Annotated in this window: 24 protein-coding genes; 10 read left to right on the top strand and 14 right to left on the bottom strand. The window is 61.0% G+C overall.

All coding sequences use genetic code 11. The annotated features are described in order from the left end of the window. Positions 1-57 precede the first annotated feature (57 nt). A complete protein-coding gene (locus ACESMZ_RS13890; protein WP_372956696.1) occupies positions 58-1,377 on the top strand; it encodes an MFS transporter in 1,320 nt (439 codons plus the stop codon). A 25-nt stretch (positions 1,378-1,402) separates the two neighbouring features. Here the strand turns inward: ACESMZ_RS13890 and ACESMZ_RS13885 are convergent, their stop codons facing one another. Further along, positions 1,403-1,777, bottom strand: coding sequence for a DUF4870 family protein (locus ACESMZ_RS13885; protein WP_372956695.1), 375 nt, complete (start codon positions 1,775-1,777; stop codon positions 1,403-1,405). A 102-nt stretch (positions 1,778-1,879) separates the two neighbouring features. Further along, positions 1,880-3,520 (bottom strand): methyl-accepting chemotaxis protein, encoded by a 1,641-nt coding sequence (locus ACESMZ_RS13880; protein WP_411289426.1) that lies wholly within the window; start codon positions 3,518-3,520, stop codon positions 1,880-1,882. A 304-nt stretch (positions 3,521-3,824) separates the two neighbouring features. Here ACESMZ_RS13880 and ACESMZ_RS13875 point away from each other — a divergent pair, with 304 nt between their 5' ends. After that, positions 3,825-5,999 carry a PhoX family protein gene (locus ACESMZ_RS13875; protein WP_372956693.1) on the top strand — a complete coding sequence of 725 codons (2,175 nt, stop codon included), beginning with the start codon at positions 3,825-3,827 and terminating at the stop codon, positions 5,997-5,999. A 113-nt stretch (positions 6,000-6,112) separates the two neighbouring features. Here ACESMZ_RS13875 and ACESMZ_RS13870 read toward each other — a convergent pair whose 3' ends face one another. Together ACESMZ_RS13870 and ACESMZ_RS13865 are read right to left on the bottom strand one after the other, a co-directional pair. After that, entirely contained in the window at positions 6,113-6,439 is a 327-nt protein-coding gene (locus tag ACESMZ_RS13870; protein WP_372956692.1) for a hypothetical protein, read from the bottom strand. A 133-nt stretch (positions 6,440-6,572) separates the two neighbouring features. Further along, positions 6,573-6,815 carry a hypothetical protein gene (locus ACESMZ_RS13865; RefSeq protein ID WP_372956691.1) on the bottom strand — a complete coding sequence of 81 codons (243 nt, stop codon included), beginning with the start codon at positions 6,813-6,815 and terminating at the stop codon, positions 6,573-6,575. A 107-nt stretch (positions 6,816-6,922) separates the two neighbouring features. On the opposite strand from ACESMZ_RS13865, the gene ACESMZ_RS13860 reads away from it, so the two are divergent. Further along, the gene (locus tag ACESMZ_RS13860) at positions 6,923-7,720 is read left to right on the top strand and encodes an undecaprenyl-diphosphate phosphatase (protein WP_372956690.1); all 798 of its coding nucleotides are present in this window, start codon (positions 6,923-6,925) and stop codon (positions 7,718-7,720) included. Between the two features lie 27 nt (positions 7,721-7,747). On the opposite strand, the gene ACESMZ_RS13855 is transcribed toward ACESMZ_RS13860, so the two are convergent. From ACESMZ_RS13855 to ACESMZ_RS13845, 3 genes are all read right to left on the bottom strand, one after another. Further along, the gene (locus ACESMZ_RS13855) at positions 7,748-8,854 is read right to left on the bottom strand and encodes an acyl-CoA dehydrogenase C-terminal domain-containing protein (RefSeq protein ID WP_372956689.1); all 1,107 of its coding nucleotides are present in this window, start codon (positions 8,852-8,854) and stop codon (positions 7,748-7,750) included. 173 nt (positions 8,855-9,027) lie between these two features. Beyond that, a complete protein-coding gene (cfa, locus tag ACESMZ_RS13850) occupies positions 9,028-10,182 on the bottom strand; it encodes a cyclopropane fatty acyl phospholipid synthase (RefSeq protein ID WP_372956688.1) in 1,155 nt (384 codons plus the stop codon). 213 nt (positions 10,183-10,395) lie between these two features. Then, positions 10,396-10,767 carry a hypothetical protein gene (locus ACESMZ_RS13845; protein ID WP_372956687.1) on the bottom strand — a complete coding sequence of 124 codons (372 nt, stop codon included), beginning with the start codon at positions 10,765-10,767 and terminating at the stop codon, positions 10,396-10,398. Positions 10,768-11,216: 449 nt separating this feature from the next. Between ACESMZ_RS13845 and ACESMZ_RS13840 the strand changes: the two genes are divergently transcribed. Then, on the top strand, positions 11,217-12,170 hold the full coding sequence (locus ACESMZ_RS13840) for a hypothetical protein (protein ID WP_372956686.1): 954 nt from the start codon (positions 11,217-11,219) through the stop codon (positions 12,168-12,170). After that, positions 12,170-13,948, top strand: coding sequence for a GMC family oxidoreductase N-terminal domain-containing protein (locus ACESMZ_RS13835; protein WP_372956685.1), 1,779 nt, complete (start codon positions 12,170-12,172; stop codon positions 13,946-13,948). Before ACESMZ_RS13840 ends, ACESMZ_RS13835 begins: the two co-directional genes overlap by 1 nt. A 123-nt stretch (positions 13,949-14,071) precedes the next feature. Here ACESMZ_RS13835 and ACESMZ_RS13830 read toward each other — a convergent pair whose 3' ends face one another. Together ACESMZ_RS13830 and ACESMZ_RS13825 are read right to left on the bottom strand one after the other, a co-directional pair. After that, a complete protein-coding gene (locus tag ACESMZ_RS13830) occupies positions 14,072-14,971 on the bottom strand; it encodes an NAD-dependent protein deacetylase (protein WP_372972787.1) in 900 nt (299 codons plus the stop codon). Between the two features lie 92 nt (positions 14,972-15,063). After that, positions 15,064-15,954 carry a LysR family transcriptional regulator gene (locus ACESMZ_RS13825; protein WP_372956683.1) on the bottom strand — a complete coding sequence of 297 codons (891 nt, stop codon included), beginning with the start codon at positions 15,952-15,954 and terminating at the stop codon, positions 15,064-15,066. A gap of 181 nt (positions 15,955-16,135) precedes the next feature. Here ACESMZ_RS13825 and ACESMZ_RS13820 point away from each other — a divergent pair, with 181 nt between their 5' ends. Further along, positions 16,136-16,318, top strand: a complete 183-nt coding sequence (locus ACESMZ_RS13820; RefSeq protein ID WP_372956682.1) for a hypothetical protein — start codon at positions 16,136-16,138, stop codon at positions 16,316-16,318. Positions 16,319-16,454: 136 nt separating this feature from the next. Further along, entirely contained in the window at positions 16,455-16,733 is a 279-nt protein-coding gene (locus ACESMZ_RS13815; RefSeq protein WP_372956681.1) for a peptidylprolyl isomerase, read from the top strand. Here ACESMZ_RS13815 and alkB read toward each other — a convergent pair whose 3' ends face one another. Beyond that, positions 16,734-17,375 carry a DNA oxidative demethylase AlkB gene (gene alkB, locus ACESMZ_RS13810; RefSeq protein WP_372972786.1) on the bottom strand — a complete coding sequence of 214 codons (642 nt, stop codon included), beginning with the start codon at positions 17,373-17,375 and terminating at the stop codon, positions 16,734-16,736. Between the two features lie 263 nt (positions 17,376-17,638). On the opposite strand from alkB, the gene ACESMZ_RS13805 reads away from it, so the two are divergent. Then, positions 17,639-18,217, top strand: coding sequence for an outer membrane beta-barrel protein (locus ACESMZ_RS13805; RefSeq protein WP_372956679.1), 579 nt, complete (start codon positions 17,639-17,641; stop codon positions 18,215-18,217). 202 nt (positions 18,218-18,419) lie between these two features. Further along, on the top strand, positions 18,420-18,890 hold the full coding sequence (locus tag ACESMZ_RS13800) for an MgtC/SapB family protein (protein ID WP_372956678.1): 471 nt from the start codon (positions 18,420-18,422) through the stop codon (positions 18,888-18,890). Between the two features lie 6 nt (positions 18,891-18,896). Here ACESMZ_RS13800 and mtgA read toward each other — a convergent pair whose 3' ends face one another. The 4 genes from mtgA to gabT all read right to left on the bottom strand — a co-directional run bounded on the left by mtgA (position 18,897) and on the right by gabT (position 22,754). Beyond that, positions 18,897-19,583, bottom strand: a complete 687-nt coding sequence (gene mtgA, locus ACESMZ_RS13795; protein ID WP_372956677.1) for a monofunctional biosynthetic peptidoglycan transglycosylase — start codon at positions 19,581-19,583, stop codon at positions 18,897-18,899. Then, positions 19,580-20,416, bottom strand: a complete 837-nt coding sequence (locus ACESMZ_RS13790; protein WP_372956676.1) for a DUF2059 domain-containing protein — start codon at positions 20,414-20,416, stop codon at positions 19,580-19,582. The genes mtgA and ACESMZ_RS13790 overlap by 4 nt, the downstream gene beginning before the upstream one ends. Before the next feature lie 150 nt (positions 20,417-20,566). Continuing rightward, on the bottom strand, positions 20,567-21,364 hold the full coding sequence (locus ACESMZ_RS13785) for a thioesterase family protein (protein WP_372956675.1): 798 nt from the start codon (positions 21,362-21,364) through the stop codon (positions 20,567-20,569). A 118-nt stretch (positions 21,365-21,482) separates the two neighbouring features. Next, complete coding sequence (gene gabT / locus ACESMZ_RS13780) at positions 21,483-22,754, bottom strand: 4-aminobutyrate--2-oxoglutarate transaminase (RefSeq protein WP_372956674.1); 1,272 nt, start codon at positions 22,752-22,754, stop codon at positions 21,483-21,485. Between the two features lie 210 nt (positions 22,755-22,964). Here gabT and ACESMZ_RS13775 point away from each other — a divergent pair, with 210 nt between their 5' ends. Further along, entirely contained in the window at positions 22,965-24,182 is a 1,218-nt protein-coding gene (locus ACESMZ_RS13775) for an acyl-CoA dehydrogenase family protein (protein ID WP_372956673.1), read from the top strand.

Below are 24,182 nucleotides of genomic sequence, written 5' to 3'. Positions count from 1 at the left end.
AGGGGCTGGTACCCTATGTCTCCGTTACTCAACACCCACCAATACGAGAGGTTGCCCTTGAGCAGACAAGCGGACGCCAGCCGCCCCACCGAACAGTTGTACGCGCTGATTGCCAACGAGGAAGACGCCCGTACCTGCACCGACCTGCCCGAGGATGCCTGCCGCGAGGTCCCCCGGAACTTTTTCCTGATCCTGGCCAGCAATGTCCTCACCAAGCTTGGCGACCTGCTTATCAGCCCCAAAACGGTGCTGGCCTGGCTCCTCAATGCTGTGGGGGCTCCGGCGCTGGTGGCCTGGCTGGTTCCGATCCGGGAATCCGGTTCCATGCTGCCCCAGATGCTCATCGGCGCCTGGGTGCGCCGAAAGCCGGTGCGCAAGTGGTTCTGGACCCTGGGTGCCTTTGGACAGGCCGTCAGCGTGATGGCAATGGCCGCCAGCGTCTGGTTCCTGGAAGGTTATGGGGCCGGCGGCGCGGTCGTCGCCGCCCTGGTTGTGTTCTCTCTGGCCCGGGGCTTCTGCTCGGTCTCCATGAAGGACGTGCAGGGCAAATGCATTCCCAAGGGCCGTCGGGGCCGCCTGTCCGGCCTGGCCACGACCCTGGGCGGGACCACCACGGTGATCCTGACGGTGTTGCTGTTCTGGGACCGCGGAGACCCGTCCATGCTGTTCTACAGCCTACTGCTGCTTCTGGCCGGCGTACTCTGGGTGATAGCCGGGCTGCTGTTTGCCAGTGTCGATGAATACGAGGGAGAAACCAGCGGCGGAGGTAACGCCCTCAAGGATGCTGTCAGTAACCTGGGGCTGTTGCGGGATGACCCGCCGTTCCGCCATTTCGTAATTACCCGGGCGCTCCTGCTGTGCTCTGCCCTGGCCTCACCCTACTTTGTATTGCTGGCCCAGAACCAGGCAGACTCTGCCTGGCTGCTCGGGGTTTTCCTGCTGGCCAGCAGCCTGGCCAGTTCCATCAGTGCCAGTGTCTGGGGGTGGATGGCCGATGCCAGCAGCCGGCAGGTGATGATTCGCGGTGCCAGCATTGCCAGCGGAATCTGTCTGCTGGTGGGCGTTACCGCCCTGGTGGCCGGGGATGATGTTGGCGGAATGTGGTTCTACCCGATCGCCTTCTTCGTGCTCAGCATCGCCCATGCCGGCGTGCGCCTGGGCAGGAAAACCTATCTTGTGGACATGGCGGGGGGTAACAAACGGACCGACTATACCTCGGTCAGTAACTCGGTGATCGGGCTGTTGCTGCTCGTCACCGGTGGCCTGACCGCGCTGATCTCCCTGATCTCCGATGTGGCCGTGATTCTGGCCCTGGGCCTGATGGGACTGGCCGGCACCCTAAGTGCCCTGCGCCTGAAAGAGGTCTCAGCGGATTAACCGCGCGGGGCACCGGAACCAGCCATCAGGGCGCCCTGCCATCGTTCAGGGCCAGCGCGCCCCGGACTACCCGATAGATGTACCAGATGGCCAGTCCCACCAGGATAAACCAGCCAATGATCAGGAAAGTGGTGACGGTGCCGATCACCGCCCATAACAGGGCAATCCAGAAAGTACGGATCTGCCAGCGGAAATGAGGCTCCAGAGGGCTGGTGCGTGCCTCGTCCTGCTTCAGGTAGTTGATGATGACACCGGCGACCGCCATCAGGCCGCTGGTGGGTATGGCCAGTGCCTGCAGCAGGTAGACAACCACGACAATCTTCCAGAGCGGGTCGTCAGGGTAAGGCTGCTCGCTACGGCGGGCGGGAATGTACTGGTGACTGCTCTCCTGATCACTCAAGGGCCGATCCTGTCATTGTCCGTGTGCAGCCAGTATAGGGGCTGATGCCGCCGGAGGCCATGGCCCGGACGGGACATCCCTGCAGCCCGGACCAAAAGCCGCTCAATGACCGGCAGGACGATACCCCAGGCGGAAGCCACCCCAGTGGCGGCCGTTAACGAAGATCGGTACCGACAGGTCATGCATGATTTCACCGGTGTCGCGACGGTAGGTCTGCAGCAGCATGGTATCGGTGTGGCTGCCGCATCGGGCGCCGGTGCGATCATTGAACAACCGTTTGCTGCGGCTGCGAACCAGGTCCTGCTGAGGATCGCCGGTTGGCTCATGGGCAAACGCCCGGTTGTGGGTGGGTACATAACCATCCGGTGCGGTGGCGATGGCAAAGACCAGGGCCTCATTGGACGCCGCCACAGGCTCCTGAAAGGCCGGCAGCACCTTGTCCGTAAACGCATCAAAGCCGCTGTGATACTTGGTGGGCGCAGTATTCGGAACCGGTTGACGGTTGCGGTCGAACAACTGGGCTTCAGTCAGCTCGCCCAGCCTCAGTGCTTCCTCGAACCGCTTGCCGATAGCGGCGGCGGCGCTGGAGGCCTGGTCATAGAAGAACCGGTGATAGCTGGCGCTGCTGTTGGCGGCAAAGGCTGCGTTGGCCTGCTCCGCCAGGTCCATCAGGCGGGTGGCCTGGGTAGCCAGGTCCCCCACCCCACGGTCGCTTTCCGCCATTTCATCCCGCAGGGTTTCGACGCCCCTGAGAATCTGCTCCAGGTTGCGCTCGTTTTCCCGGTCTCCCTCGGCGATGCCGTCCACTTCACTTTCCAGCAGGTCAGCCTGCTGCCCGATCTGCTCAAGGTTACCAGACACGGACTGGACCGACTCCAGCCCCCGGTCAACGGTATAGGCCAGCTCTTCCACGCCCGCCAGTATGCGGGCCGTAGACTCCCGGATATCCGCCAGCACACTGGCCACCTCCGTAGTGGCTTCCGTCGTTCGGGCGGCCAGGTGGCGTACCTCATCCGCAACAACCGCAAAGCCCCGGCCCTGTTCACCGGCACGGGCGGCTTCAATGGCTGCGTTCAGGGCAAGCAGATTGGTCTGCTCGGCAATGGCCTCAATCACCGACGTTACTCCCTGAATCCTGTCTGACTTGCCATCCAGGTCACGGATCAGGTTCAAATTCTGCTCGGATTGCTGATAAACCTCGCGAATATCCCCCAGGGCTGAACCCAGGGCCGTACGTCCCTCGCCACTCAGGCGGCTGGCGCCCCGGGCCACCTCCGACGCTTCGCCCGCCTTGCGGGCACTTTCACGGACGGTTTCGGTCACCTGGCTGGCATAGTCGGCCATCTGCCGGATTTCACTGACCTGCCGGTCCAGGCGCTGTTTGAGCTGATCGGCCGCCCAGGAGACCTCGGCCGCGGAAACGGCATTCTGGTCTGCCGAACCTGACAGCGTCTCAGTGAGGGCGCGGCCGGCGGCGGCATTTTCCAGGAGCGTGCGAAAACAGGGATGAAAAGGATGATTGTCAGCCAGCTCCCCCCGGGAGAGTTGCTGTAGTGCCCGCTGACCCGGGGCGGCAAACCAGTGCCACCAGCCCAGCCCCGAGAACAGACCTGCGACCATCGTGACCAGAAACACCAGCCAGGGACTCCCGTCTGCCATCCATACCGTCAGACCTGCTGCGGCGCAGGTGACCAGTAAAAACGCAAGTCCGGCCGGCACTGCAAACCGGTTCGAAACACCCATGGTGACCCCACTATTCTTGTTATGATCATATTATGGTCAGTTCAGCATACGACAAAGTAACCGGGAGGGAATCCGACTTTAGTGAAACGACGCATAAAATTTACATCAATTGACACATATCCCGACGCCCCTGACTCATTACAAGCGGACTGAAGCCCCGGGAACTTTTATGTTCCTGTCATTGGCTGGTCAACGAAATGTCACCAAGTCCCGCCAAGCTTTCTCTGACATAAGACACGTGATGTCTACCAGCCCTGCCCCTTCCGGGTAGCGCTGTCATTAGCGAGAGACCAAGGAGCGCACTATGGGACACCACCCCGTTGAAGACAGTAACAAAAGCCAGAACCCCGGCTTCGACGCCATTGTATCCGCGCGGCTTTCCCGCCGCACCCTGCTGAAGGGCTCTGCTTCAGCCGCCACGCTTGGTGTTGTGAGCGCACTGGGGCTGTCAGCCTGTGGTAGTGACAGCTCTTCATCAGGCACCACGCCCTCCGGAGACACAGGCACAGTCACCCCCGAGAGCCTGGGTTTCGATGCGGTCCCGACGTCCTTGGAAGACCGGGTTATCGTACCGCAGGGCTATCGTGCTGACGTGCTGTTCGCCAAGGGCGACCCGATAGAAGCCGATGTGTCCGAATACCTCAACAACGGCACAGATGTCGATTTTGACCGCCGTTCGGGAGACGAGCATGACGGCATGTGGTTCTTTGGCATTTCCGATGACGGCCGTTACGACCCGGATCGCTCGGACCGGGGGATTCTGTGCATCAACCACGAAAACCTGGAAGACGCCACGCTGCACGAGAACGGGGTCACCAGCGCGGCCGATAATGGCGGCAGCCGTCCTCTGATTGAAGTGGACCGTGAGATGAATGGCCATGGCGTCTCCTGCATTGAAGTCCGCAAGGTCGATGGCCACTGGGAAGTGGTTCGCAACTCCCAATACAACCGTCGGGTAACCATCTTCACCGAGATGGACGTCAAAGGGCCTGCTGCCGGCTCGGACCTCTTGCGCACAAAGAGCTCTCCCGAGGGTTTAAAACGCTGGGGCACCATGAATAACTGCGCCCACGGCTACACGCCGTGGGGCACCTACATCGCTGCAGAAGAGAACTGGTACGCCTACTTTACCCGCACTGATGACACAGCAAACCGCACTGACGCGGAGAATGCCCTGGCAAGCCGCTACGCCATCGGCCTGAACCGCGGCGTAATCGGTCCGGGCTGGAATTATCGCGAGTGGAATACGGCAAGCAGCAATGATGTCTATGCCCGTTTCGATGTGACCGCTACCTCCGGCTCCCCGCTGGATGATTACCGCAACGAGGCCAACCTGCACGGCTTCGCCACTGAAATAGACCCGTTCCGTCCTGCCCAGAAACCCCGTGTGCGTACCGCTTTCGGCCGGTTTTCCCATGAAGGTGTCTGGGCGGCACCGGCCGAGGAAGGCAAGCCCCTCGTTTTCTACTCGGGTGACGACTCCCGGGGCGAATACGTTTACAAGTATGTTTCCAACGCCAGCTGGGATCCTGCAGACGCTGAGCTCGGGTTGGCTGCCGGGGACAAGTACCTGGACGACGGCAAACTCTACGTCGCCGTATTCAGTGAAGACGGCACTGGCGAATGGAAAGAACTGAGCTATGGCGTCAACGGCCTTGACGAGAACAACCCTCTCTACCCGTTCCGCAACCAGGGCGACGTCATGGTGGCCACCCGCCTCGCCGCAGACCACGTGGGCGCCACGAAGATGGACCGCCCCGAATGGGCTGCCGTACACCCCATCAACCGCGAGGTGTACCTGACCCTGACCAACGGCAACCAGAGTAATCGACCAGCCGAAGAAACCGATCCGGCCAACCCGCGCGCCGTGAACTCGAACGGCCATATCATTCGCTGGAAAGAGGGCAGCAAAGACAACACCGCTACCACCTTCGAGTGGGATATTTTCCTGTTCGGTTCTGGAGCGGACAGTGACACCGATTACAACCTGTCCGGTCTGACAGTGGACAATCAGTTCTCGAGCCCGGACGGCCTCTACATCGACCACCGGGGCGTTATCTGGATCCAGACGGATGACGGTGCGCTGACGGACGTGACCAACAACCAGATGCTGGTGGCCATTCCCGGTTCGGTGCGTGATGGCGAACGCAAGACTGTCATGACAACGGACGACGATGGTGTGACTGCCACCGTCGAATCCTGGATTGGGCAAAGCGCAACCGATGTCGAGCTCAAGCGGTTTTTCGTAGGGCCTCGCGGCTGTGAGATTACCGGAATTTTTTTGACACCAGATGCGAAAACCCTGTTCGTCAATGTGCAGCACCCCGGCGAGGGAGGCGATGCGGACCAGTTCAATACGGATGTCAGTACCTGGCCGGCAGCGTCGAGGGATGCGACCGAAGTGGGAGCAGCGGGAAGCCGGCCCAGATCAGCCACTGTCGTGATTACCCGTGAAGATGGTGGCGAAATCGCCGTTTAAAGGGATGAGTTCGGATCGGGGTATGTCAGCCGGGCTATCCCCGGCGTGAATAACTGAAAAGGCAGGCGCCTATCGGTGCCTGCCTTTTCAGTAGCTGGAGATGCAAGAGCGCTTTACTGAACCATTTCGTCCGAACCTTCTTCCATCTCCTCGCCGGCCTCGTCCATGGACTCATCGACCTCTTCACCGGCTTCCTCCATTTCCTCACCCATTTCGTCGGCGGTGTCAGACGCAGACTCGGCGGCGCCCTCTACCGGGCCTTCCTGGGTGCCGGTGGCATCCTCAAAGGTTTCCTCGGTGGAATCGGCGGCGTCTTCTGCCATTTCTCCAGCATTATCGGCTGCCTGGTCAAAGTCGGCACCTTCGTCATTGTCATCGCTGCAGCCCGCCAGCCCCAGTAGTAACATCAGTGTGAAGAAACTCAGCGTCAGCTTTTTCATTGGTCATCCCTTTTGGTTGGTGAGAACACGGCGTCACGACTCCATTTCGAGACGTGGTTCACGAGACCGTGTGTTCACCGACGATACTAGGGCAGGATATGTATATTTTGCATTGCCTCGGAATTAACGCTTATCAATAACCGTTCAGGTTATGACCATCGATGATCAGAATATGGTCGACAGCCAGCAGCACACCCTTGTCCAGCGCCACAAAGTCGCCACCCGGGCGGGTGAAAAGATCCCTTATACGTGAATGTACCACCTGCACCTGCCCGGAGGAGTCCCGGTACACCAGTTCAACAATGTGCTGCTGAAGCATGAAGTGGGTAAGTTTTGCGCGGAGAGAGGTTTCCAGTACCGGTCTCGGATTGGCCATACCCTTGCCTGTTTCCTTAGGTTCACTGTTCGTTGTTAACGCTTTTTGTTTAGAATAGCCGGCTTTCGACAGACTACCACCCGATCGTTCCAACAACAGGATTCACCATGGACTGGCTTCAGGTTGTCATACTCGCCCTGGTACAGGGCGTTTCCGAGTTTCTGCCGGTATCCTCTTCGGCCCACCTGATCCTGGTGCCGGTGCTGACCGACTGGCAGGACCAGGGCCTGGCCTTCGATGTCGCCCTGCACCTCGGCAGTCTGTTGGCGGTGGTGCTTTACTTTCGCCGCGATCTGGCAGTCATGACCGGCAGCTGGTTCCGTTCGCTGAAAACCCGTCAGCCGGATGAAGACGCCAGGCTTGCGTGGGCTGTGCTGTTCGGCACCATTCCGGTGGGACTTGCGGGGCTCGCCTTCAAGGACACCATTGAAACCGTATTGAGGTCACCCCTGTACCTGGCGGCCGGCCTGATTCTGTTCGGCATTGTGCTGGCGTGGGCCGACCTGCGCCACCGGGGCAACCGCACTGAAGCCCAGATCAACTGGAAAGACGTACTGGTCATCGGCTGCGCCCAGGCGCTCGCCCTGTTCCCCGGCACATCCCGGTCCGGCATCACCATTACCGCCGCGCTGTTCATGGGCATGAACCGGGAAGCCGCTTCCCGTTTTTCATTCCTGCTGTCGATACCGGTAATCGTGCTGGCCAGCGGCCTGCAGATCAAATCACTGGTGGAAACGCCGGAGCCCATCCAGTGGGGCGCCATGGCCGCCGGCATCGCCCTGTCTGGCATATCAGCCTATCTGTGCATCCATTACTTCCTGGCGTTCATCAAACGCATCGGCATGATGCCGTTCGTGGCCTACCGCATCATTCTGGGTGTGGTTCTGATCGGCGTCTTTGCCTGATTGAGCCGCCGGCCTCACTGGCAGGGTTCAGTACCAGGCCGCCCGCATATCCAGACAGGTGGTATCCTGATTCTGCAGCAATACCAGGTCCTGGGCCACTTCCGGCAGAGTCCAGTGGAAGAAGTAACGGGCTGCCTGCAGCTTGCCGCGCAGGAAGGCTTCATCTCCCGGTTCTGCCTCCGGTAGCCTGAGGGTGGCGGCATTGGCCTGCCGTAGCCACATCCAGCCCGCGAGCATTTCTCCAAACAGGTGAAGATACCGCCCCGCGTTGGCCAGTACCCGCTGCCGGGAGCCGGCTTGCAGGTCCTTGCCCAGTGACTGCGTCACCTTTACCGCCCTCTGCAGGGTCTCGCTCAGTGACAGCGCCCATTGCCGGGTATCTCCGGTGACGGCGGCTTCAAGGTCTTTCTGCAAGGCTTGCAGGAACAGCTGCAGACCGTGGCTCTGATGGGCCCACACCCGCTGACCCAGAAACTCCCGGGCATTGTGACTCGCGGTGGCCGGGTCCGGCACCATCGCCGGGGCCTCTCCGAGCGATACGGAAGCCTGCCAGGCGGCCTGCAGGGGCCACCAGGCCAGTACCGGTTCCAGAAACGTCAGCAGGCGCTCACTGGTTTCCCTGCGATCGGGGTCCGGATGGCTGAGGGTGTCCTCGGCCAGCGAGGCGCCATAGAGCACCATGCCCAGGCCCGCTTCGCAACGGGTCTTGGCATTGAGCAGTCGACCGCGGAAGTCGGCGGATTCCGGCGCATCCAGTTGCAACGAATCGGTAACAGACAGGCTATGGCGGAAACGCTGCCAGGCGGCGAGAGTCACCGCCATGGGCCCTGCCGCCAGGTCTTCCGAGCGGGTTCTGAACAGCCGGTTCTGCTGACCATCAGCCTGGTACAGCCCATTGCCCAGGGTGAGAATGACTTCAGGGACGACGCCGACGGAGCCGTCGGCCAGAGCTTCCGCCTGGCCGTCGCCGGCACCACTGCGACCCTCGGCCAGACGGGTGAAGGTTGCCACCACCGCCCGCAGGGAGTTGCCGGAATGCTCCTGGTACCGGGGTCTGGCCACCAGGGTGCCGGTATCCAGCACGTCAAACAACTGAAACAGGAATTCCCGTGACTCCGCCGGACCAGCCACCATTAAACGATACTCCTTGAACACTCACGTCTGGGGAAGGGGCAGCCTGAAGGTCGATGCCTGGTTGGCTGTACCGCACAGGCAAAGGTTACCCCGAATCGCGCCACAGACTCGCACAGGGCGGATCACAGTTCCATAGAACAGCGCAAATTCGCAGAATGTGGATGGATTTCCGGTCAGGTTACTCGCGGATAAACCCCCTCGGGTCCCCCCCTGGACAGAACCCACTGCCACAGTTGAAGGTCCCGGGCACGGAAGGCGCCGGCACAGGACAGCAGGTAGAACCGCCACATGCGGAAAAAGCGATCCCCCAGCTCCTCCGCAAAACGGGGCCAGGCCGACTCGAAGTTGCGGTACCAGGCCATCAGGGTGCGGTCATAGTCGGCACCGAAATTGTGCAGGTCTTCCACCACAAACAGATTGTCCACGGCGTCACCGATTTGCCCGATGGAGGGCAGCTCGCCATTGGGGAAGATGTACTTGTCCATCCAGGGATCGGACTGGGGTGCCCGTTCGTTCTTGCCAATGGTATGCAGCAGGAACAGACCGCCCTCTTTCAGGCACTGGTGAGCCACTTCCATATAGGTCCGGTAGTTCTTGTTTCCCACGTGCTCGAACATGCCGATACTGACGATCCGGTCGAAGGTCTCATTGACGTCACGATAGTCCTGCAGCCGGAACTCCAGCGGCAGGTCCGGATACTTCTGGCGGGCCAGGTCTGCCTGTTCCCGGGAGATGGTCACCCCCACGCACTCCACACCATAATGTTCGGCCGCGTAAGACATAAAGCTGCCCCAGCCACACCCGATGTCCAGAACGCGCATGCCGGGCTCCAGCCGAAGTTTGCGACAGATCAGATCGAGCTTGGCTTCCTGCGCCTGCTCCAGCGTAGTGGCCTCTTTCCAGTAGCCGCAGGTGTAGGTCATACGGGAATCCAGCATGGCCCGGTAGAATTCGTTACCCAGATCATAGTGCTGCTCGCCCACCTCTCTGGCACGGGAGATGGTCTGGCGATTCAGTAACCGTGCCTTCAGGTAATGCAGTAACACCCGCATGGGCCTCACCTGCTGGTGCAGCCTTGCCCTGAGCAACCGGTGGATGAATTCATCCAGCGCCTGGACCTCCCAGTCACCATCCATGTAACTTTCCCCGAGGCCGAGACTGCCTTCGGTAAATATCCGTTCCGCCACGCCGGGACTGTTCAGCTGCATGTCCCAGGGCCGGTCACCCCCGACCTGGATATCTGCCTTTGCCAGCAGCTCTTGCAGATACGCCTGCAGCGAGCCGCGCCCGGATAATGACGCCTTGCCAGACTGTTTTGCCAGTTCCATGAATCTGTGCCTCCTGAAACCCGTTTACTCAACGGCGGACCCAACGCCGGCCTTCATCTGTATAAAAATAGACCGACATGGAGGATTTTTTAAATTAGAGGCAATCAATCGTGGGTAAAGGCACTATCTATGACGTCAATAGCGACAGGCTGACCCGGCATCCGCTACCGATAACGTGGCGGCGAGTCCCGGGAAAGCCCTCCTGGTGGCACCTTACTTTTTCCAGATCAGGACGCCACGGTCGCCATCGGCAATACCGAAAAACGAGCCATGACGGTCACGGTCCCGGTAGTGGCGGTGTTTGTTGTACCCGTCATGGTGGCGACGCCTGTCACCCCGGTAACGGTGATCATGGTGACGATCCCGGTGGTGCCATTTAGGTCCCTTCTTGTGGTGGCGACGATGCTTGTGGTGCCCACGTCCCCGGTGGCCCGGATGCTCCCGGTACGTGCCCCTGGAAAGGTGGCCGTCGTGACGGTCATGAGCCTTGAGGAACCCGGACTCGTTGCGGTCAGGGTCGGCCAGCGCCAACGGGCTTGCGCCCAGAAGGCCAATGGTCATCAGGGCAATCAGCAGGCTTTTCATGGTTGATCTCCTTCTCCTGGTCAGGTCGTACCCGGCCTTTACAGCCTTGCCCCCACCTTAGCGCCGGTGATGTAAACCCATGTTTGGCAAGCGGTAAAATTTCCGTAAAGACCCCCTTCTACTGACCAGGCCGACATGACGCCCTGTTTCCGGAAATCCGGGTTGCTCCACCTGCCGGTCTGCGCAGGCCAAATGCAAACTGTGTCTCAACTGCGAATAATTAGTGTTAGACGTGTCTTATTTTTCGAGACATTTACTGGTTTTGTCTTAATAAGGCATTAACATTTCTCAAGTCGTTACCTGACTGACCAACCCTGGCCGGTCCGGAAAACGGCCCCGGAGAAACGCTGTTTTTCCGCAGCAGAGAGAAACAGGGTTTCTCCAATAAAAACAGGATGCACTGGCAGGCACAGCCAGTGGCTCCGAATAAAACCGCGAGGGAGGTGCTTGTGTCTGAAACCAAACCGACGAATTCGTCGATCAGTTCCGGGAGGCGCCAGCTGCTGATCGGATCCGGCGTACTCGGCGCAGCCGCAGCCGTGAATCCGGGCATGGCCTTTGCCCACTGGGGACGCGGCAGAGGAAAAGGCCGTTGGGGCCGCGACCATTCACAGGAAAACGTGGAGCCCGTCGAATGGACCGTCGAGCAGCTGCGAACTGCCCTGGACCGGCTGCGGGATGATACGTTCTTCGCCATGATCGCCTTTGGCGTACCGGGCGATGACCCCTACTCCGAATACCAGGGGGTAAGCACACCCTATCCCGGCGGGATCACCACCCGGGCGGACCTTTATCTGTCAGGTGGTACCGACCTGCTGGTTCCCATGCCCACCGAATACATGCACCAGCTGCTGGCCTCTGTTGCAACCTACCTGGCCATCCAGCCCATGGATATTCCCGGAATGGCCGCAGAAGACGTGGGCGAAAACGGCGAGTACCTCCTCGAGAACCTCAACAGCTCCTTCACCGACTACCTGGAAGGTGAGGCGTCCAACTCGGTACTGGTGGCATTGCTGATCAACCTGGCAGCCACAAGGGTTGCCGGCAGCATCGACGGGCCGTTCCCCTCACCGTTCGCCAACCTGAGCTGGGAGCAGAAGGCAAAGGTGTTCGAAGAGCTGGAAAGTGAATCATCCTGGCTCAAGCGTGCTATCACCTGGAACATCCCGGACCGGGATTACCGGGAAGCCACCCCGGGCGTGCTCTCGTCCATGGTTGCCTTCATGCTGCGTATTGCCGGCTTTGGCAGCTACTGCGAGTTTGCCGTATTCAACCCCGAGACCCGCGAAGTGGCCCAGCGTCCATTGGGCTGGGTGCTCAGCCAGTACGCTCCTGATGCGCCCCCCAGCGGTATCGGCAGCGATGACTTTATCGGTTATTACCAGGGACGGAGGAGTGTCTGATGCGTGATGTAATCATTATTGGCGCCGGTGGCGGTGGCCCTGTAGTCGCAAAGGAACTGGCCGAGCGCGGCCTGGACGTACTGGTACTGGAAGCAGGGGCCCGGCACGCCAACCCGGAGCAGGAATGGTCCGCCCTGGAAAACCACATGAACAGCTCCCTCACCGGCAAGCTGCGTTTCGGCCCGGCCGATCCCGCCAAGCCGGCCTGGTTCCGGGAGCTGGTCACCCCTGGCAGCTTCTCCCAGGTTGCCGGCGTCGGCGGTACCACCCTGCATTATTATGGCAACAGCCCCCGGGCCATGCCGGGCGTGTTCGCTGGCTATCGCGGCCAGGATCGTGGCATGTACGATAATCGCCACAAGTTCCCGTTCAGTTATGACGAAATGCGTCGTTACTATGAATGGACCGAGGCGACCCTGCCGGTACAGACGGCCGCCATGGGCACCAAGGAGCAGGCCTTCTTCCAGGCTGCCGAGGCAGCCGGGCTGAGCCCTATTACCGGCAAGGACATCTCCCACGCCGGCTTCCGCCCCCAGGAGAACGCTATCCTGCAGCCGGGTGGCAACGCAGGGCGCACCAGCGACCCGTCCCAGCTGAACTACCCCGACGCCAGGGGCTGTACCCTGTGTGGTCACTGCTTCCAGGGCTGCATGCTGCCCAAGGGAGCGCCCCGAAACCTGAAGGCCCGCCGCTCCACCGACAACAGTTACATGCCCATGGCCCTGACGGCGGATCTGTGGAAGTCCGGCGGCAAGGCCATCACTCTGATCAGTGATGCCTACGTGACCCGCATCCTTTCCGACCGCCAGTGGGGCCGTCGCCTGCAGAAGGCCACGGGCGTTGAGTGGCGGGACGTCAACACCGGTGAGGTTCATTCGGAAGATGCCAGGGTGGTGGTGATGGCCGGCGGCTGCATCGAGAATCCGAGACTGTGGATGAACAGCGACCTGCCTGACCCCAATGGCTGGGTTGGCCGGGGCCTGACCGACCACGCCCTGGACTGGGTGACCGGCATTTTCGACCACGACGTAGGTGGCGCCAGGGGCACCTCCTGCTCGTCCCGGGCAGACTTCCCGGGTTATGGCGCCATCCAGAACACCGCAAACACTCCGGGGGTACAGGCCAACAACCTGACCAACAGCGACAGCGGCATCCGTGGTGCCTACACCAGTGGCGTCGGCGGCCAGGGTGCGTGGGACGGTGACGCCGGCCGCGTCTATGGCACCGAGCTCAAGGAGATGATGTCTGACATCAACCGCCAGATGAGTATCCTGGTGCTGACCGACGACGACGTGGAATACCGGAACAAGGTAGATGTGTCACGTGTCTTCCGGGACGACCACGGTCCGGTGGCCCGGGTCGATATCGACAAGCGTCGTCGCTCCCGCCGCACCCGGCGTAATCGGGACTACCTGGCCACCCGGGCAGCGGAAATCCTCCGGGCGGCCGGTGCAAAGAAGATTGTCCGCAACGACTGGGCCCCCGTCTTGCTGCACCTGCAGTCTTCCATGCGCATGGGTGACAGCGCCCGCAACTCTGTGCTGGATGAAAACTGCGAGGCACGGGCGGTGCAGGGTCTGTTCATTGCCGACAACTCGGCCCTGCCCAACTCCCTGGGCGGCCCCAACCCAACCCTTAGCACGCAGGCGCTGGCCACCCGTACCGCCGAGAAGATCTTCCAGCAGTACTTCGGCGGCGACCCATGGGTCGACCGGGAGAGCCCGATCTGCTCCATCGATGACGTGGTAACCCAGGCGGTTATTGACCGGGGCCTCTAGGAAAAAAAGCGACCAGGAGCCGGTCGCTCAAGCCGGAACGGAGTCCGGCGACCTTTGGGGGTAACACTCTGCTTGCAGAGTGTCGTCTTGGCCCGGCAGTTTCTGCCGGGCCTTTTTTTGCTTTCAGGCAGGACCCAGTTGTCGGAGGCAGCGCTCCAGGGTTTCTGTAATGCGTGCGTTAAGGCGCAGGTCCAGCATGTCATCAGCCCGGGTTCGCCCAAGGTTCAGCGCAGCCATGGGTTTGCCCCAGTCCCGCCCATAACGGCAGAAGCGCAGGCCGGAATACACCATGAGAGACGAACCCACCACCAGTAGCGCATCCGCGGACCGCAGGTAGTCCATGGCCCGGCTGACCCGCTCCCTGGGCACGAAGTCACCAAAGAAGACCACATCCGGCTTCAGAATACCGCTGCAGTCCGGGCAGTCTGCGATCCGGAATCCACTGAAGTCCACCTCCAGGTCGGCATCACCATCGGGGGCCACGTCCGCGCTGAACCGGAGGAAATCCGGGTTCAGTTGTGCACACCAGTCATGGACCTGATCGCGCTCACAACGGTAGCCACATTCCAGGCAGACCACTTCGTCGGCACGGCCATGGAGGTCCACCACCGCCCTGCTGCCTGCTTTCTGATGCAGGCGGTCCACATTTTGTGTTACCAGCAAGCCCACGTGCCCCCTGCCCTCCAGTTCCGCCAGGTAACCATGGGCAGGATTCGGGGTGGCGTTGCGTATCACCGGCCAGCCCACCAGGCTGCGCCCCCAGTATCGCTGCCGCAATCCTTCATCGGCCAGGAAAGCCTGGTGCTGAACCGGCTGACGGCGCTTCCAGGCGCCGGCGGCATCCCGGTAATCGGGAATGCCCGAGTCGGTACTGATGCCCGCACCGGTAAGTACCATGAGGCGCGGATGGTTGCGAATAAATTCGGCCAACCCGGTGGCCGCCTCCTCCGGAGAAGCCGGCACGGGCTCCGGACCGCTGCGGGGCATGGGCACGGACCTGGTCGAGGGGCGCAAGGGTGTCATCACTCTGTCCTGTCAATTCGTATCGCCGTCGACCTCCGCTGACTACCGGAACAACGGAGACGCCACGGCAGGTAACCATAACCATGTGGCCGTCAGGGCTGTCCTTCAAGTTGCCGTTGCCGGTCCCTGAGTCGCTGCGCGAGGAAATCCATCGCTACCCGCACCCTGGCCATCTTGCGGAGGTCCTGGTGGGCAAGCAACCACAGGTCGATACTCTCACCTTCCAGGGGTGCCGAAAGCCGTTTCAGCTCCGGTGCCGCATCACCCAGGTAACAGGGCAACACACCAAGGCCTCCGCCATTGCGAATCAGGCTGAACATACCATAGAGGCTGTTGCACCTCAGGGTGGAACCGGCCCGGCGCAAGTGACGCCGGTACCAGCGCCCGGTCGCCAGGTGCACAAAACTTTCATCCGGTATAACCCATACGTGGTCACCTGGCAGTTCAGATTCATCGAAAGGGTGCTTGTCGACATAGGCCTGGCTGCCATAGATAGCCGACTCGATACTGCCTACCCGGTGCCCGATCAGGGTTTCCTGGGGTTGGTTGGTGGGGCGCAAGACCAGGTCGGCATCTCTCAGGGTCAGCCCCGCCACATCGGTACTGGTAATGGCTTCGATATCAAGGCCCGGGTAGGTCGCCACCAGCTCGCCCAGAAGGGGCGCCAGCAGTCCACTGAGCAGGCTGTCAGTGGTGGCCAGACGCACCCGCCCCTCCGGATCCGTCTGCTGGCCTGCGAGCCGACGCTCCAGGTTTTCCACATCCACCGCCAGCCGTTCCGCTTCCCGGTAGGTCAGCTCGCCCGCTGGTGTCAGGGCGAGGCCGTCACGGTTACGCTCGAACAACTGCGTGCCCAGGTCTGCCTCCATCTGGTCCAGCCGTCTCAGTACCGTAGTCTGGTGCACACCGAGCAACTCCCCGGCCCGGGCCAGGGTCCCGCCATTGGCGAGGGCATGTACATATCTCAGGTAATCCCAATCCATTGATGGTGTCCTGTCATTGATTTTTGTTACTGCATATTTGCAACGGAACTATGCAGTTTAACGTATTTAAACTGCGCATAAGAAACCGGACAATACCCATGTGCTGACGGACAGGAAGCTACCTTCTCCGCTGCACAGCCCCGATCAGGCAATACACCCATGCAACCAGGAGGTAAGACGTATGCAAGATCGCGCAAGAGTTAACCCCGTCCCCTCCACCGTACTGCATAACGCCGTGGAGCTTCGCCGGGCTTATACCCGGATGGCCGCCAGGAATACTGCAAAGGCGGTGGCCCGCTGGATTCGTCACGCCCAGCAATGGATCATCCTGCACATCGGCCCGAACCGGCCGGCGGCGGGATAAACGGGGCGGACACGCCAGTACCCGCGCTAACGCCTGAGAGCGGTATCGCGAGCGGCAGGAATCTCCGAAAAGACTTGCCAGAAGGGTTTTGGAAGGGCAGCATTCCGGATTCATTCACGGAACAGGCATACTAAACATGACCCAGGCTACTGCCCGCCACATCCTGGTGGAAACCGAAGCAAAATGCGAAGAACTCAAGCAGGCCATCGAGAACGGCCAGGACTTTGCTGACGTTGCCAAAGAGCATTCCCGTTGCCCGTCAGGCCGCAACGGCGGTGATCTTGGATCCTTTGGCCCCGGCCAGATGGTGCCGGAGTTCGACAAGGCTGTTTTCAACAGCGAACTGAACACCGTTATCGGTCCGGTTAAAACCCAGTTCGGCTACCACCTGCTGGAAGTGACCAGCCGCACCTGATTACCGCGCCCTGCGGAAGGTAAGGTTGTAACGTACATGGCCGGTGGCCTCACACCGGCCATCGGTGACCGGCGCGATGCCATGGTATCGGAGCCGGTCCTCCCCACCCCATACCAGTACATCCCCGTGTTCGAGGACAAGCCTCGCCGGTGAACCCCTGCGATGCAGTCCACCCCACAGAAATACCGCGGGCAGCCCAAGGGATACCGACACCACGGGCCAGCGAAAATCCTGTTCATCCCGATCCTGGTGCAGCCCCATTCGTGCGCCCGGCTGATAGCAATTAATCAGACACACATCCGGCTCGAACCCCGGGTAACCAGCCCTGGCAGCTACATCACCTGCCAGCCGGGTTAACAGGGGTGGCATCGCCGGCCAGGGCTGCCCCATCTCAGGGTCCAGCTCACTATAGCGATAGCCCTGACGGTCGGTGACCCAGTTACGGTTGCCACAACCGGTCATAGCAGCCGACATCTGCCGCCCCCCGGGGGTCTTCATGCGCCGGAACGGTGAGTGTTCCGCGACACGGCTAATGGCTCTCAGAAGCTCAGTAGCCACGTCCAGGGCATAACCACGGAACAGCCATGTACCCGGACCCAGGGATTCCGGGTTGTTGTCCAGGTCAGAAAACAGATCCGGCATCGGTTGCCTCCTCTGTGACGCACAGGGTCACTATACACCCATTACCGTCCTTCTGATGCCATCGACGTGATGAGCCGCCGCTAAACCCAGGCCTTAAAACGCCTTAATTTCAGTGAGTTGAAAATTAAGGCTCCATTACCAAAGCGTATTCAGGTTTTAACTTGGATGCTACCGATTTTCATTTACGCTGGATAATGTGATGTCGAGCACACCGACACGCAACGGAAGCACGAATTCAACAGATGGCCCAGGAGGTCTGTGTTATGCGCATCAAATCCAGTGTTGCCTGTTTGACTCTCTTTACCGCTGCAGCAGCTGCCACGCCGGTAGCCATGGCCCAGAGCGCCGGTGAGCGGGACAATTCCGGTTTCTTTATCAGCGGCAGTTATGGTGGCTACAAAGCCCATGGTGGGGAGTTCGACGATGATCGGGATCTTTACGGCGTATCCGCCGGTTACCAGTTCAACCCCTTCTTCGCCCTGGAGGCGGACTATATCGACTTTGGCAAGTTCGGTGATGATGAAGTGCGCTCGGATCTCAAGGGCCTGTCCCTGTCTGCCAAGGGCCGCCTGCCCCTCACCGAGGCCTTTGGCGTCTACGGCAAGGTAGGTGCCTTCGCCTCCGACATGGAGGTCAGCGCCTTTGATGAAGACGAGACCTACGACGAAGTCAGTCCGTTTGTCGGGGCTGGTGTCGACTTCATGATGACCCACTCGCTCACCGCGTTTGCGGAATACAACCGCTACAACGTGGATATCGACGAGGATGACTTCAACGGCCAGGTAACCAACGACGGCCCCGAATTCGATACTGCCCGTGTCGGCCTCCGCTACACGTTCTGACACACCGACCTGCACGGCAGGACGCCAGGTGCAGCATCGCTGCGGCACAATGCAGAGTCACTGAGCAGGGACCTCTTTGCTACTTCCGCTTTCGCTGTCAACGTGCAGCGTGCCGCAGAGCGACTATGATTGACTCAGGTTTTTCGGGCCCGACAGTCTCCGGACGTCGGGCCGTTTTTGTGCGGCCAACCGGGAGAACGACATGGAGTCATCGGAACTGCCATTCCTGGACATGCTGATCCGCTTGTCGGTCGCCACCGGCTTAGGGTTCCTGCTGGGGCTCGAACGGGAACTGAGAGGCAAGCCCGCAGGACTGCGCTCCCATATGCTGGTCGCCATGGGGGCAGCGGCATTCGTCATGGTGGGTATGCATATTCTCTCCGACACCGCGACCGGCGACCCCTCCGCGCGTATAGATCCCACCCGCATCGTAGAGGGGGTGATTGGCGGCATCGGCTTTCTGGGTGCCGGCTGCATTATCCAGGCCCGGGGCAGCGTACAGGGAATTACCACCGGAGCCTCCATCTGGATCGCGGGGGCTGTGGGGGTTGCCAGCGGCATCGGTAACCTGCCGCTGGCGGGACTGTTGTCGGCCTTTGCACTGATCACTATCGCCGTGCTGGGGCATTTCGAGAAAGAAGTACTGGACGACCAGCCTCCCCGCGGGGGGTAACAGACCTCAGTAGAAGGGCCGCACCAGCTCTGTCCCGCCCAACTGCCCCATTTGCCCGCGAATCCAGGCCACCCGCTGCCTGATGTAGCCGGAAGGCGCTGAGGCGTCATAGATGTGGGGATTCGGCAACACCGCCGCCAGCCTGGCAGCCTGCTCGGGGCCCAGCTGCGCCGCCTCCACACCAAAATGGGCCTGACTGGCAGCTTCCACACCGTAGATGCCGGGCCCGAATTCGGCCACGTTCAGGTAGACCTCCATGATGCGCCGCTTGGACCAGAGTCCCTCCAGTCCAAGAGCCAGGCCCGCCTCCAGCCCCTTGCGTATAAAGCTGCGCCCCTTCCAGAGAAACAGATTCTTGGCCGTCTGCTGGGTGATGGTGCTGGCGCCCCGCAGGCCCTCCCCTTCCTGGAAGGCCGTGACCGCCGAGGCGATAGCGTCTATATCCAGTCCCCAATGGGTCAGGAACCGCTGGTCCTCGCTGGCAATTACCGCCAGAGGCATCCAGGGTGATATTTGCTCCAGCGGCACCCAGTCATGTCGTACGCCGGAACGGTTCTCGACCTGCCAGGCCAGCATGAACGCGGTGGTGGGTGGATTCACATAACGGAACAGGAATACCGTCAATACAGCAAGCAGAAGGCCCGCTGCCAGCAGCAAAGCGCCCCACCGGAGAATGGATTTCAGCAGCCTCATTCGCCCCCGGGACCCAGTAGCCGAACCAGCTGTGTGCCCACGGTGGACACCGGCTCCATAATCGCGGCATGGATGGATTCGCTGGCACTGTCAGTGAAAGCCTGCCCTGCCGGCGATTCCAGAAAATCCGTGTAGGTTTCCAGCTCCTGGTCTGAGAACGACCGGTACATATACAGGTACGCCAGGTAGGTCTGTTCGCCGATCTCACGTTCAATCATCGGCCGGCCCGCGCGTACCTGGTCCTGCACCGATTGGGTGGTATCTCCTTCGCTGAGCGCTGCCAGTGCCTCCGCCAGCTGCAGCTGGACGGCGATGGCTGTTTCGACGGCACGCTCATTGGCGCCCACCGCCCGATCATAGCGGTCGTAAAGCTGTTGCCGGCGGCTGCCTTCATATTGTTCGCGCAGCGCTGCCTCCTCTGCGGCCATGGCTTTCCAGGCAGCTGGCAGGGCGGCGTCGGATTCCGACTGCGCCAGTCGCTGCCCGAGACCGGACCCGTACCAGTCCTCCACCGCCTGTAACTCGCCGCCAGTCAGGTCAGCATCCAGGTCGTTGACCAGGCGGGCCCGGATACGCCGGGTGTCGAACGCACTGGCACCGAATCCCGCGATGGTTTCCGCCACCAGCGGATCCACCTGCCCGGTGGCCACGAGGCCGTCACGGATTCCTGCCCGGATCATGGCCCGGGACTGTTCAGCAATGGTGCCAAGGGGGGACAGCCGGACAATGGACTCTGCCTGAGGAGATGCATGGGCAAACGGGACACTGATCGAGGCGATCAGTGCGACCAGGACCAGCACGGCCCGGAATCCCTTTGCTGTATCAGAAGCCACCGTTGATACACCTTTACTTTGCATATGCCTGCCCCGCCAGAGTAGTGAGCCACGTTTATGCCATGGCCCTGCTGTCCGGACAAGGACAGAAACGTCTGTTTCGGTGACAGTTTGGACAGGGTCCGGAAAGGTGCGGGAGCCCGGCTCCGGTCAGCCCTGCCGCGCCCGCACAAACAGGTTCTGCTGGGCCACCCCGATCAACCCCTGTTCGTCGTAAATCTCCGAGCGTGCCAGGCCAATGCCGTTCGGCTCCACAGTCATGCAACTGTCCAGGGCGACCCATTCGCTTCTGGGGTGGCGAGTCAGGTACACCGTCAGATCCGTGTTGACAAAGGTGTACTCCTCGACAGGCAGGATCCAGCTCAGGCCGTTACCGAAATCTGACGCCGCCACAGCCCGCATTGCCGGGGTTACTGACTCGCCGGCCACCACCGGGCACTTCAGGCGGAACCAGGCAGCAGCAGGCCCCGGCCCCACGGTCTGGCCATGAGCCACGCGAATGTCCATGGCGGTGTAGTGGAAAGAGGTCACCTGTTCCATACCAGGCACCAGGAATGGCTCGTGGCAGCGTTCCGGTCCGGCCAGCGGATGGCCGTCCAGCCGCGGCTCGATATCCTGTTGCTCACCCCGCAGGAACAGCGCGACCGCCCGCGCCACCACAACGTCATCATGGCTCAGCGTCAGCTCCACCCGGCGCACGGAACGCCCCTTGCCCGTGGTGGCGGCCACCTTCAGGGGTGCCAGTGGTACAGGACGCACCAACTCCAGGGTCAGCCGGGCCAGCAGCATGTCCGGATCACCCACCATCTGCTCGGCATAGCCTGCCAGCAAAGCCGCAGGTGCCCCGCCATGCAGCGCATCAGGGCTCCAGGGGCCACGGCCCAGTTCGGAGGGAACAAACAGGTCTCCGTCGCGGACGAACACGGAGTCCGCAGCAATCTCACTCATGTTGTCTCACTCAGTCTGTCTGGATCAGTTATCTCTTTATACCACTGCACGGGACGGGGCCCAAACGCAAAGAAGGGGCGCCCGCAGGCGCCCCTTCCTGTTTTCACAGAAAGACAGCTCAAAGACTAGCCAGCGCATCCTCGACAATCTGCAGCCCTTCCTCGAGCACCTCGTCCTCGATGGTCACCGGCATCAGGAAGCGGATGGTGTTGCCGTAGAGGCCGCAGCTGAGCAGGATCAGTCCGTGCTCCTTGGCGTAGGCAGTCACCTTGGCCGCCAGGTCGGCGCGGGGTTCGCAGCTCTGCTTGTCGGTCACCAGCTCGATAGCGGCCATGGCGCCCAGGTTGCGTACGTTGTCCACATGCCCGAACTTCTCCTGCCACTGTGCGAAGCGCTTGCCGAGTTTCTCGCCCAGTGCCTGACTCTTGCCGAGAATGTCCTCTTCCTCGAAGACTTCCATGACTGCCAGGGCAGCGGCGCAGGCGGTGGGGCTGCCGGTGTAGGTGCCGCCCAGGGAGTTGGGGCCGGAGGCATCCATGACCTTGTCGGTCCCGACGATGGCAGAGATGGGCATGCCGTCGGCCATACTCTTGGCCATGGTAATGATGTCCGGCTCGACCCCGCTGTGCTCAATGGCGAACAGCTTGCCGGTCCGACCAAACCCGCTCTGAACTTCGTCCACGATCATCAATATGCCGTGCTCGTCGCAGATCTCGCGGATTTTCTTCAGGAAGCTGGCCGGGGCCGGATAGAACCCCCCCTCACCCAGCACAGGCTCGAGCACAATGGCAGCAGTGTCTTTCGGGTTGGCGTCGGTCTTCAGCGCCATTTTCAGACCGCGGATGGCCTCATCCTCGGATACCCCGTGATAGGGCACCGGGAACGGTGCCCGGAACACCGTGCCGGGCATGGGGCCGAAATCGGTCGCGTAGGGATTCACCTTGCCATTCATGGCCATGGTCATAAAGGTACGACCATGATAACCACCATCAAAACAGATCACGTTGGTCTTGCCAGTTGCCGCCCGGGCCACCTTGACGGCGTTTTCCAGGGCTTCGGCGCCTGAGTTGGCCAGCATGACCTTGGCGTGGCCACGAACCGGTACAACCTGGCTGAGCTTCTCGGCCACACGGACATACCCTTCATAGGGCATGACGGTCTGGCAGGTGTGCATCAGCTTGTCCAGCTGGGCCTTGACCGCTTCCACTACTTTGGGGTGACGATGGCCGATATTGAGGACACCGATACCGCCGGCGAAGTCGATCATCCGCTTGCCATTGGCATCCCAGAGTTCGGCGTTGCGGGCGTGATCCGCAAACTGTTCGTTCGGGCTGGCGGCTCCGGCAGCCACGTACCGTTCTTTCAGCTTTTGCAGTTCTTCGTTAGTCATGCTTCGCCTCGGATCTGTTCAGGGGTTGATGTTACCTCAGTATGGTCGAAGGAAGGCCTTCCTTGCCACCCCGGCCCCCGGAAAACCGCACAGGCCCCGGCTACATAAATATTGCTAATGCCATCCAATCAGAACAATTCAGTTGATTGATTCATGATCCGCTTTCATAGTGGTTCCTACTCAACCAACATCCACTGCCCGGAGGCATCTATGGATTTTCAGTATTCCGACAAGGTCGAGTCCCTGCGCAAGCAGTTAACGGCTTTTATGGATGAGCATATCTATCCCAACGAAGCGCTGTACCAGCAGCAGAAAGAAGAGAACCGCGAGCGGGGCCGGGCCTACGCCAAGGTACCCATCGTCGATGAACTGAAGGAAAAGGCCCGGGCCCAGGGCCTGTGGAACCTGTTCCTGCCGGAAGAAGAATACGGTCCCGGTCTGACCAACCTGGAATACGCTCCGCTGGCAGAGATCATGGGCCGGGTGCTCTGGTCTTCGGAGGTGTTCAACTGTGCCGCACCGGATACCGGCAATATGGAAGTACTGGCCCGTTACGGCAGTGACGAGCAGAAAGCCACCTGGCTGCAGCCGCTGCTCGACGGCAAGATCCGCTCCTCCTTTGCCATGACGGAGCCCGCCGTGGCCTCCAGCGACGCCACCAATATTGAAACCCGTATCCAGCGGGACGGTGACGAGTACGTCGTCAATGGCCGCAAGTGGTTCATCACCGGCGGCTGTGGTGAGGAAACAAAATTCTTTATCGTGATGGGCAAGTCAGACCCGGACAATGCTGACCGCCACAAGCAGCAGTCGATGATTATCGTGCCCAAGGATACCCCCGGGGTAACCATCGTCCGCGACATGCCGGTGTATGGTTACTACCATGCCCCCAAGGGCCACCCGGAGATCCTGTTCGAGAACGTGCGTGTACCGGCCAGCAACCTGATTCTCGGTGAAGGCCGCGGGTTCGAGATTGCCCAGGGGCGCCTGGGGCCAGGCCGGATTCACCACTGCATGCGGGTGATCGGACAGGCCGAACGTGCCTTCGAGACCATGTGTCAGCGGCTGGTGTCCCGGGAGGCCTTCCACAAGCGCCTGTCTGACCAGGGCGTCTGGCGCGAACGCATTGCCGATTGCCGCATCGATATCGACCAGACTCGCCTGATGGTGCTGCAGGCAGCCCAGATGATGGACCTGGTGGGCAACAAGGTGGCGAAGCAGCAGATCGCAATGATCAAGGTGGCGGCGCCGGCCATGGCCCTGCGGGTGATTGACTGGGCCATCCAGGCCCACGGCGCCGGTGGCTATACCGAGGACTTCCCGCTGGCGGACATGTGGGTATATGCCCGTCATTTGCGCACAGCAGATGGCCCTGATGAGGTCCACCGCAACGCCATTGCCAAGGAAGTACTGAAAGCCTACCTGTAA

The organism is Marinobacter sp. (assembly GCF_041690615.1).
Classification (GTDB): domain Bacteria; phylum Pseudomonadota; class Gammaproteobacteria; order Pseudomonadales; family Oleiphilaceae; genus Marinobacter.
This window is presented reverse-complemented; position numbering and strand designations above follow the sequence as displayed.